At 69.7% G+C, this 7,827-nt stretch carries 10 protein-coding genes and 4 pseudogenes; 6 read left to right on the top strand and 8 right to left on the bottom strand.

What is annotated here, in order from left to right; translation table 11 throughout:
• A pseudogene (locus ACNPQM_RS43180) lies at nucleotides 1-189 on the top strand (FAD-dependent oxidoreductase); the annotation flags it as partial.
• A gap of 7 nt (nucleotides 190-196) precedes the next feature.
• On the opposite strand, the gene ACNPQM_RS43175 reads toward ACNPQM_RS43180, so the two are convergent.
• The 3 genes from ACNPQM_RS43175 to ACNPQM_RS43165 all read right to left on the bottom strand — a co-directional run bounded on the left by ACNPQM_RS43175 (nucleotide 197) and on the right by ACNPQM_RS43165 (nucleotide 1,723).
• Nucleotides 197-514, bottom strand: a complete 318-nt coding sequence (locus ACNPQM_RS43175) for a DsbA family protein (RefSeq protein WP_418088307.1) — start codon at nucleotides 512-514, stop codon at nucleotides 197-199.
• Nucleotides 515-674: 160 nt separating this feature from the next.
• Complete coding sequence (locus ACNPQM_RS43170; protein WP_418088306.1) at nucleotides 675-1,385, bottom strand: cation transporter; 711 nt, start codon at nucleotides 1,383-1,385, stop codon at nucleotides 675-677.
• 2 nt (nucleotides 1,386-1,387) lie between these two features.
• The gene (locus ACNPQM_RS43165; protein ID WP_418088305.1) at nucleotides 1,388-1,723 is read right to left on the bottom strand and encodes an ArsR/SmtB family transcription factor; all 336 of its coding nucleotides are present in this window, start codon (nucleotides 1,721-1,723) and stop codon (nucleotides 1,388-1,390) included.
• 59 nt (nucleotides 1,724-1,782) lie between these two features.
• Here ACNPQM_RS43165 and ACNPQM_RS43160 point away from each other — a divergent pair, with 59 nt between their 5' ends.
• The gene (locus ACNPQM_RS43160) at nucleotides 1,783-2,154 is read left to right on the top strand and encodes a DUF3703 domain-containing protein (RefSeq protein WP_418088304.1); all 372 of its coding nucleotides are present in this window, start codon (nucleotides 1,783-1,785) and stop codon (nucleotides 2,152-2,154) included.
• Between the two features lie 176 nt (nucleotides 2,155-2,330).
• On the opposite strand, the gene ACNPQM_RS43155 is transcribed toward ACNPQM_RS43160, so the two are convergent.
• Genes ACNPQM_RS43155 through ACNPQM_RS43140 form a run of 4 tightly spaced genes read right to left on the bottom strand, consistent with a single transcriptional unit; the run spans nucleotide 2,331 to nucleotide 5,042 of the window.
• Complete coding sequence (locus ACNPQM_RS43155; RefSeq protein ID WP_418088303.1) at nucleotides 2,331-3,392, bottom strand: ArsO family NAD(P)H-dependent flavin-containing monooxygenase; 1,062 nt, start codon at nucleotides 3,390-3,392, stop codon at nucleotides 2,331-2,333.
• Entirely contained in the window at nucleotides 3,389-3,610 is a 222-nt protein-coding gene (locus ACNPQM_RS43150; RefSeq protein WP_418088302.1) for a DUF2180 family protein, read from the bottom strand. The genes ACNPQM_RS43155 and ACNPQM_RS43150 overlap by 4 nt, the downstream gene beginning before the upstream one ends.
• A complete protein-coding gene (arsB, locus tag ACNPQM_RS43145; protein ID WP_418088301.1) occupies nucleotides 3,610-4,737 on the bottom strand; it encodes an ACR3 family arsenite efflux transporter in 1,128 nt (375 codons plus the stop codon). The genes ACNPQM_RS43150 and arsB overlap by 1 nt, the downstream gene beginning before the upstream one ends.
• Nucleotides 4,734-5,042, bottom strand: coding sequence for an ArsR/SmtB family transcription factor (locus tag ACNPQM_RS43140; RefSeq protein ID WP_418088300.1), 309 nt, complete (start codon nucleotides 5,040-5,042; stop codon nucleotides 4,734-4,736). The genes arsB and ACNPQM_RS43140 overlap by 4 nt, the downstream gene beginning before the upstream one ends.
• A gap of 74 nt (nucleotides 5,043-5,116) precedes the next feature.
• Here ACNPQM_RS43140 and ACNPQM_RS43135 point away from each other — a divergent pair, with 74 nt between their 5' ends.
• From ACNPQM_RS43135 to ACNPQM_RS43125, 3 genes and pseudogenes are all read left to right on the top strand, one after another.
• Nucleotides 5,117-5,749: a three-helix bundle dimerization domain-containing protein gene (locus ACNPQM_RS43135; protein WP_418088299.1), complete on the top strand. Its 633-nt coding sequence runs from the start codon at nucleotides 5,117-5,119 to the stop codon at nucleotides 5,747-5,749.
• 51 nt (nucleotides 5,750-5,800) lie between these two features.
• The gene (locus ACNPQM_RS43130; RefSeq protein WP_418088298.1) at nucleotides 5,801-6,214 is read left to right on the top strand and encodes an arsenate reductase ArsC; all 414 of its coding nucleotides are present in this window, start codon (nucleotides 5,801-5,803) and stop codon (nucleotides 6,212-6,214) included.
• Nucleotides 6,211-6,372, top strand: a pseudogene (locus ACNPQM_RS43125) (FAD-dependent oxidoreductase); the annotation flags it as partial. The gene ACNPQM_RS43130 and the pseudogene ACNPQM_RS43125, both read left to right, overlap by 4 nt.
• Nucleotides 6,373-6,394: 22 nt before the next feature.
• On the opposite strand, the pseudogene ACNPQM_RS43120 reads toward ACNPQM_RS43125, so the two are convergent.
• Nucleotides 6,395-7,486 (bottom strand): annotated as a pseudogene (locus ACNPQM_RS43120) (integrase core domain-containing protein).
• Nucleotides 7,487-7,611: 125 nt separating this feature from the next.
• Here ACNPQM_RS43120 and ACNPQM_RS43115 point away from each other — a divergent pair.
• Nucleotides 7,612-7,725 (top strand): annotated as a pseudogene (locus ACNPQM_RS43115) (IS5/IS1182 family transposase); the annotation flags it as partial.
• Nucleotides 7,726-7,827: the final 102 nt, after the last annotated feature.

Here is a 7,827-nt window from a genome sequence, read left to right as displayed (position 1 = left end):
CTGACCGGATCGGGCGCCCTGGACACCAACAGCGCGCCACTGCATGAGGGCGGCCTCTCCACCGCGGTCCCGGGTCTCGGCTTCGTCGGCATGGACTTCCAGCGCAGCTTCTCCTCCAAGACCCTGCGCGGCGTGGGCCGGGATGCCGGGCACGTCCTGAAGGGAATGCGTACAGCAGTGGCCGGGTGAACCGGGATCAGGAGTGGCGGGAGGTGGTCGTGAGCGTGTGGTGCAGCTGGCTGATGCTGGGTGCGCCGCCCAAGCCTTCGGGCGTGCGGTAGAGACGGCGAGTCATCCCCTGTGCCCGTCCGGCTTCCGCGAACGGGTCTTCACCGTCGATGAGGATGGTCGGGGGGCCGGTGAAGCCGATGCGTTCGACCTCGGCCTGGTCGGTGACCACCCGTGTGACGACATCGGCCTCGTCCAGCCCGGACGCCTCCAGCGCCTGCCGTAACCGGCCAACAGCCAGTTGTCCGTTCGGGCATTCCTTCACGACCACGACCTTGATCCGCATGCGTCCAGCATGCCGCAGGCACTCAGGCCAGCCGCTCGGTGATCTGCCGGACAGCGTCGCGGGCGGGGCGCCCCACGCCGATGAGGGACGAGGAGCGCGGGCGGCCTTGAGGGGCCGCAACCGCTGTCCATGTCCAGTCGGGCCCGTGTCCCCGCACCGGTCAGCAGCAGTCGCAGCCGGATAGGCAGCCACAGGTGTCCGCCTCGGTGCCCGGGGACGACACCGTGGCCGCCGGTGACGTGCAGCAGCCCTTTCCCTGCCAGGCGTCGCGGCCTTCCTTGACCGCGATGGCGGCGATGACCAGGGCGGCGATCGGGTCGGCCCAGGACCAGCCGAGCGTGGCGTTGAGGACCAAGCCGATCAGGAGGACGGCGGAGAGGTAGGTACACAGCAGGGTCTGCTTGGAGTCGGCGACTGCACTGGCGGAGCCCAGTTCGCGTCCGGCCTTGCGCTGGGCCGCGGACAGGAACGGCATGATCGCCAGGGACAGCGCGGCGATGACGATGCCGGGGACCGACCGCTCCGCTTCTCCGGTGCCCGCCAGCGCCCGGACGGCATCGACGGTGACATACGCGGCAAGCGCGAAGAACGACACCGCAATGATCCGCAGGGTGGTCTTCTCCCTGGCCTCGCGCACGGCGTGATCGCGGGCAGAGAACTGCCAGGCGACCGCCGCGGCGGAGGACACCTCGATGACCGAGTCAAGGCCGAAGCCGACCAACGCAGTGGAGGAGGCCATCGTCCCGGCGGTGATCGCGACGATGGCCTCAATGAGGTTGTACGTGATGGTCGCGGCGACCAACAGGCGTATCCGGCGAGCCAGTACGTCACGGCGGTCAGGGGCGGGGCCCAGGGATATCTCGGCGGTCATGGTCAGCAGCAGCCCTTCTCCGCGGCGTCCGCACAGGTCTTGTCCGCCTCGACCGCGAGGACCGCGGTGCGCAGGTCGTCCAGCGCGTGCCCCAGACGCTCGTCGGCCAACTCGTAGCGGGTGCGGCGGCCCTCAGGTACGGCCACGACCAGGCCGCAGTCGCGCAGGCATGCCAGATGGTTCGACAGCCGGGTGCGGGAGATGCCCAGCGCCTCAGCGAGGTCGGACGGATAGCCGGGAGCCTCACACAGGACGAGCAGCAACCGGCAGCGGATCGGGTCGGCCAGCGCCCGGCCGAACCGGGTCAGGACGTCAAGCTCGGTAGCGAGGGTCAGCATGGACAGAACGATACACGGATGCTTGAATCCAGGACATCCTGAACTATTGGAGCTCTGTCATGCCTCGCCGCGCCCCGATGTCCCAGCCGATGCGCGCAGCGTTCACCGCCGAGATGGCCGCCGCCCGCGTGCCGGGGCCGATGCAGGAGAGGTGGCGGGCCGCAGGGCGGGCTCACGTCCTCTCCCAGCCCTGGCCGACGGCCCACACCCGCACCCACGCGGTGATGCTCCGCCTCGCCGTACGTGACCGGGACCTGAGGGAAGTCCTCGGCCAGCTCGTGCGACTGGCGGTGGCCGGCCCCGGCTCGGCGGCGGGGAAGTACCCCGACGGCAACACCGGTCGTACCCGGGACGGGCTGACCACTCCCATGCCCATCCCCGACGACCTCGCCGCACTCCTGCGCGGGGCCGGAGTCACCCTGAAGCCGTGATGCCTTTTGCCTCTGCTGTTGCCGGGGCAAGCAGGCTGGTGAGCTCGGGTGATGGCCTTCGGGCAAGGCCAGCACTGGCCTGGCCGCAGGCCAGTCGCACGAAGCCCGGCGTCCGAGCAACGCCGCGCGGACTAGTGCCGGATCCGGCCCGCTTGCCTCCAGGGTGCCGCAGGCACTCAGGCCAGTAGCTCGGTGATCTGCTGGACGGCGTCGCGTGCGGGGCGTCCCACGCCGATGAGGGTGGCGGAGGCCGGCCCTGTCCAGTCGCCGCAGCCGAGCAGGTGCAGCCGCGGCTCGCCGACCGCGCGGGTGTTGTCGGTGGCGATGTGGCCGCGAGTTGCGCGCAGGCCCAGCGGGGCGAGGTGGGAGAGGGCGGGGCGGAAGCCGGTGCACCAGATCACCGTGTCCGCCCGGGCGGTCGTGCCGTCGCTCCATCGGATGCCGTCGGCATTGAGGCGCTCAAACATCGGCTGGGCCTTCAGCAGCCCCGTGTCCCTCGCTGCGCGGACCGGTGGGACGGCGACGATGTCGCCCAGGGAGGCGACGCCGCCGGTGTCGGTGCGGCCCTCGTCGAGGGCGCGGCGGCGGGCGGTGGCGGCGTCGAAGAGGGCGCGTCCGTCGATGTCGTCGGCGAGGAAGCGGGGCGGGCGCTGGGTGACCCAGGTCAGGTCGATGCCGTCGTGGGTGGCGAGGTCGGCGGCGATCTGTGAGCCGGAGTTCCCTCCGCCGACCACGACCACTTGCTGTCCGGCGAAGTCGGACGGGCGGCGGTAGCCGGTGGTGTGGAGCTGGCGGCCGGTGAATACCTCCCGACCGGGGACGGCTGGGAGGAAGGGGCGCCACCAGGTGCCGGTCGCCGAGACGACCGCCCGCGCCGACCAGGCGCCGGTGTCCGTCTCCACCCGCAGCCGATCACCGTCCCGGCGCACCGCTCGGACGCGGACCGGGCGGTGGACGGGCAGGCCGTAGCGCTCTTCGTAGTCGGCCAGGTACTTCACCACGTGCCCGGCGTCCGGGTACTCCTCGCCGGGCTGTGCGGGCATCAGGCGGCCGGGCAGTGAGGAGAACGCGGCCGGGGAGAACAGGTGCAGCGAGTCCCAGGTGTGCTGCCAGGCCCCGCCGGGCGCGCTCTGCGCGTCGAGGATGACGAAGTCCAGCTTGTTGCGGCGCAGGTAGTACCCGGCGGCGAGCCCTGCCTGCCCGCCGCCGATCACCACCACGTCCACCACGCCGGTCACGGGGCCAGAACCGCTGCGGCCGGTGCCTCGGCTGCGGCACACACCGGGCACAGCACCGTCCGCGCCTCGGCCTCACCGGGGATGCCGATCAGGCTGTCCCGACGCACGCTCCGGGGCGCGATGCGGGCATGCGTCGCGCAGACTCCGGCTCCGCAGCCCTGGCAGACGCCGACGGTGGGGCTGTTCGTTCCCGCGGTGCGGCAGTCGAGGCAGTGCATCAGCTGTCCCTTCCCGGGGTGGTAAGTGCTGCGGGCGTGAACTTCTTGCGCCAGGCCAGGGCGACGTACACGAGTCCGATCAGGACGGGCACCTCGATGAGCGGGCCGACGACTCCGGACAGGGCCTGGCCGGACGTGACGCCGAAGGTGGCGATGGCGACGGCGATGGCGAGTTCGAAGTTGTTGCCCGCCGCGGTGAACGCCAGCGTCGCCGTGCGGTCGTAGGCGAGTCCGAGGGCCTTGCCGAGCAGGAAGGTGCCGAAGAACATGATCGCGAAGTAGACGAGCAGCGGCAGCGCGATCCGGACCACGTCCAGGGGCTGCGAGGTAATCGTCTTCCCCTGGAGAGCGAACAGGATGACGATCGTGAAGAGCAGCCCGTACAGGGCCCAGGGGCCGATCTTCGGCAGGAACTTCGCCTCGTAGTTCTCGCGGCCCATCTTCTGCTCGCCGATGCGGCGGGTGAGGAAGCCTGCCAGCAGCGGGATGCCGAGGAAGATGATGACGTTGAGGGCGATGTGCCAGACGGAGACGTCCAGGCCCTGGCCGTTGCCGAGGTTCAGCCACCGGGGCAGCAGGTCGAGGTAGAACCAGCCGAGCAGGCCGAACGCGATGACCTGAAAGACGCTGTTGAGGGCGACGAGGACGGCGGCGGCTTCGCGGTCGCCGCAGGCGAGGTCGTTCCAGATGATGACCATGGCGATGCACCGGGCGAGGCCGACGATGATCAGGCCGGTGCGGTACTCGGGCAGGTCGGGCAGGAAGATCCACGCGAGCGCGACCATGACCGCCGGGCCGACGATCCAGTTGATGACCAGCGAGGAGGCCATCAGCTTGCGGTCGCCGGTGACGGTGTCGAGCCTGTCGTAGCGGACCTTGGCCAGGACCGGGTACATCATCACGAGCAGGCCGAGCGCGATCGGCAGCGAGATCCCGCCGATCTCGATCTTCGCCAGCGCGTCGTTCATCCCAGGGATGAGACGCCCCAGGCCCAGGCCGACGGCCATGGCGAGCAGGATCCACACCGCGAGATAGCGGTCGAGAGTGGAGAGCTTCTTGACGATCGAGTCGTCCCCGCCTGCGGCCTGGGCGGCAGCGGGGGCCGTGGTGGTGCGCTCGGTCGTCACGGGCAGGCCCTCTTGTTCTCGGTGGCTGTACGGGCGGATTCGGCAAGCGCGGCAAACTGCTCCGAAAGCCCGGCCAGGACCTCGGGGCGCAGCTTGTAGTAGGTGAAGCGGCCGCAGGGCTCGGTCTCCACCACACCGGCCTCGCGCAGGACCTTCATGTGGTTGGAGAGGTTGGTCTGCTTGGCGCCGGTCTCCTCGACCAGGTGCGTGGTGCACAGGGTCTCGCGGGCGAGCAGGGTCACGATCTTGAGCCTGAGCGGGTCGGCCAGAACCCGGATCAGATCAGTGTCGACTGACGTCATCATGGACTGATACTGTCACATCATTCGGCGCTGACACCAGTCCGAGCTGAACTGTTGGGCCCGTCGAAGGGGTTCCCATGTCCACGTCACCACCACCCGCCTGGCCGGATGAACGGCTCAGCGCCGGGGCCGCGCGCCTCGCCACCCGCCACCGGGGCCACTTCTCCGTGGAGACCGTGCAGCAGCTGCTGGCCGACTCCTACCGGCGGCTCGCTGAGCACGCCCGGGTGCATACGCATCTGGTGGTGCTGGCCGAGCGGCTGACGGCCGAACGCCTCGACGCCCTCGCGCACACCCAGACGCCGGACCCTGGTGGCGCGGTGCGGGTGTTCGTGTGCGGGCACAACGCGGGCCGTTCGCAGATAGCCGCTGCCCTCCTGGCCCACCGGGCGGGCGAGCGCGTGATCGTCTCCTCCGCAGGGACCGACCCGGCCGCGGAAGTCGAGCCGCATGTCGCGCAGGCCCTCCTGGAAGCGGGCCTGTCCGGCGGGGACGCCTACCCCAAACCGCTGACCAGCGAGGTCGTCGAGGCCGCCGCCTTCGTCATCACGATGGGCTGCGGCGATGCCTGCCCCGTGGTCCCGGGCCGGCACTACCTGGACTGGTCCGTCGCCGACCCCGACGGCGCACCGATCGGCGCCGTCCGCACGATCCGCGACGACACCGACGCCCGTATCACCGATCTGCTGGCTGCCCTCCCGAGTGCCTGACCCTCCCGCTTTCCGCCCCTCCTGCTGATCCACTTCACCAAGGGAAAAACGATGTCCGACAAGCCCTCCGTCCTCTTCGTCTGCGTCCACAATGCTGGCCGCTCGCAGATGGCCGCCGCCTGGCTGACACACCTGGCCAGCGACCGCGTCGAGGTCCGCTCCGCCGGCTCCAACCCGGGCGACGCCGTCAACCCGGCCGCCGTGGCGGCCATGGCCGAGGTCGGTATCGACATCTCCGCCGAGACCCCGAAAATCCTCACCATCGACGCGGTCAAGGAGTCGGACGTCTGCATCACGATGGGCTGCGGCGACACCTGCCCCGTCTTCCCCGGCAAGCGCTACCTCGACTGGCAGCTCGACGACCCGGCAGGCCAAGGCGTCGAAGCCGTCCGCCCGATCCGCGACGAGATCAAGACCCTCGTCGAGGGCCTGATCAAGGAGATCGCTCCGGAGGCCACGGCGTGAGCGAGATACGCGACGTCGTCATCATCGGCTCCGGCCCCGCCGGATACACCGCCGCCCTCTACACGGCCCGTGCCCAGCTGGGGCCCGTGCTGTTCGGCAGCAGCATCTTTGTCGGCGGCTCCCTGACCACCACCACCGAGGTCGAGAACTTTGCGGGTGCCGATTAATCATCCGCCCTGCTCAGGCGGCATGTTGGTACTCGCGAAGGTTTCCGCCGAGCCGGTCTCGTCGGTGGACCTCCAGATGCGCGATCTGTCCTGGTTCGGTGATCGGTTCAGGTAGCGGGCGTAGCGGGGCGGCTTGGCCGGGGGCCCGGTGCGGCCGATGCCCGTTGTCGAACGATTCGAACTCTTGGAGCATGTGCAGGAGGTGGCTTTGGTTCCAGGTCAAGGTGCGGTCCAGCAGCTCCCTGCGGCAGGTCTGTATCCAGCGCTCCATGATGGAGTTCATTCGGGGCATCCGGACACCGCTGGTGACGACCTCCAGCCCGGCGTCGGCGAGCACGGCGTCGAAGGCCTGTGTGAACTTCGAGTCCCGGTCGCGGATCAAGAACCTGGCCTGGCTGCCCGCGTCCTTAAGATCCATGGCGAGATTGCGTCCGACCTGTACCACCCAGTCCGCGGTGGGGTGTGCGGTGGCGCCCAGGATCCGGATCCTGCGGGTGGTGTGCTCGATGACGGCGAAAACGTACAGGCGTGCCCCGGCCAGGGTGCGGGTCTCGAAGAAGTCGCAGGCGAGGAGCGCGTCGGCCTGGCTGCGCAGGAAGTCGGCCCAGGTCGTGCCTTCGCGTCCGGGGGCGGGCGGGATGCCGTGCTCCTTGAGGATCTCCCAGACGGTGGAGGCGGCGACCTTGATACCGAGCGCCGCGAGCTCACCGTGGATGCGCCGGTACCCCAGGAGCTGTTCTCACGTGCCAGGCGCAAAACCAGGCTGCGGATCGAGCGGACTGTGCGGGCGCCCCCGCCGCCGCCTCGGTGCACACGTGACGGCATGGCGCTGTTTGAGCAGGTCGCGATGCCATCGCACGATCGTGTCCGGGCGTACCAGCAACAGAAGGTGCCGCAGCTTGTCCATGGGGAGGTGGTGGAGCAGGCCGACGAGGACCGCGCGGTCGGTGTCGGTGAACCTGGGCTGGCCGACCTGGCTCTGCAGGACCAGCAGCTGGTGCCGCAGCGCGAGGATCTCGATGTCTTTGTCCCGCTCGCTCATCGGCAGCAGGCGCAGGAGCGCGAAGGTGTTGGTCACGGCGAGGTAGGCCAGGCGCAGCAGCACGACAGATCATGATGCCGCCGACGGCCATCCGGGTGAACAGCACGAGCGCGAGTGGCGCGCGAGCAGAATGCCTGCCAGTGACGCTCAAGCCCCTGACCTGGCCGGATGATTTGTCGGCACCCGCAGGGTCCGGCCTGGGCACCCAACGCTGGGTCGTGGAGCGCGCGTTCGCCCACCTGCACTGGTTCCGCCGGCTGCGGATCTGCTGGGAGATACGCGACGACATCCACGAAGCCTAATTCGTTCTCAGCAGCCCACACAGAGCTGTTGTCGCGACAGCGGGCTGTTCGAGTACGAGGCTGCGACGCCTGCGGCGAACCGGGTTCATTGAGACCTCCGCA

It is taken from the genome of Streptomyces sp. NPDC056231 (genome assembly GCF_048270745.1).
Lineage (GTDB): Bacteria > Actinomycetota > Actinomycetes > Streptomycetales > Streptomycetaceae > Streptomyces.
The sequence above is the reverse complement of the archived record's forward strand: the minus strand, read 5'-3'. Positions and strand labels throughout refer to the sequence as shown.

Coding starts and splice junctions, on each gene's coding strand:
- ACNPQM_RS43175 (WP_418088307.1), bottom strand. CDS start 514: ATGCGGATCAAGGTCGTGGTCGTGAAGGAATGCCCGAACGGACAACTG.
- ACNPQM_RS43170 (WP_418088306.1), bottom strand. CDS start 1,385: ATGACCGCCGAGATATCCCTGGGCCCCGCCCCTGACCGCCGTGACGTA.
- ACNPQM_RS43165 (WP_418088305.1), bottom strand. CDS start 1,723: ATGCTGACCCTCGCTACCGAGCTTGACGTCCTGACCCGGTTCGGCCGG.
- ACNPQM_RS43160 (WP_418088304.1), top strand. CDS start 1,783: ATGCCTCGCCGCGCCCCGATGTCCCAGCCGATGCGCGCAGCGTTCACC.
- ACNPQM_RS43150 (WP_418088302.1), bottom strand. CDS start 3,610: ATGCACTGCCTCGACTGCCGCACCGCGGGAACGAACAGCCCCACCGTC.
- ACNPQM_RS43140 (WP_418088300.1), bottom strand. CDS start 5,042: ATGATGACGTCAGTCGACACTGATCTGATCCGGGTTCTGGCCGACCCG.
- ACNPQM_RS43135 (WP_418088299.1), top strand. CDS start 5,117: ATGTCCACGTCACCACCACCCGCCTGGCCGGATGAACGGCTCAGCGCC.
- ACNPQM_RS43130 (WP_418088298.1), top strand. CDS start 5,801: ATGTCCGACAAGCCCTCCGTCCTCTTCGTCTGCGTCCACAATGCTGGC.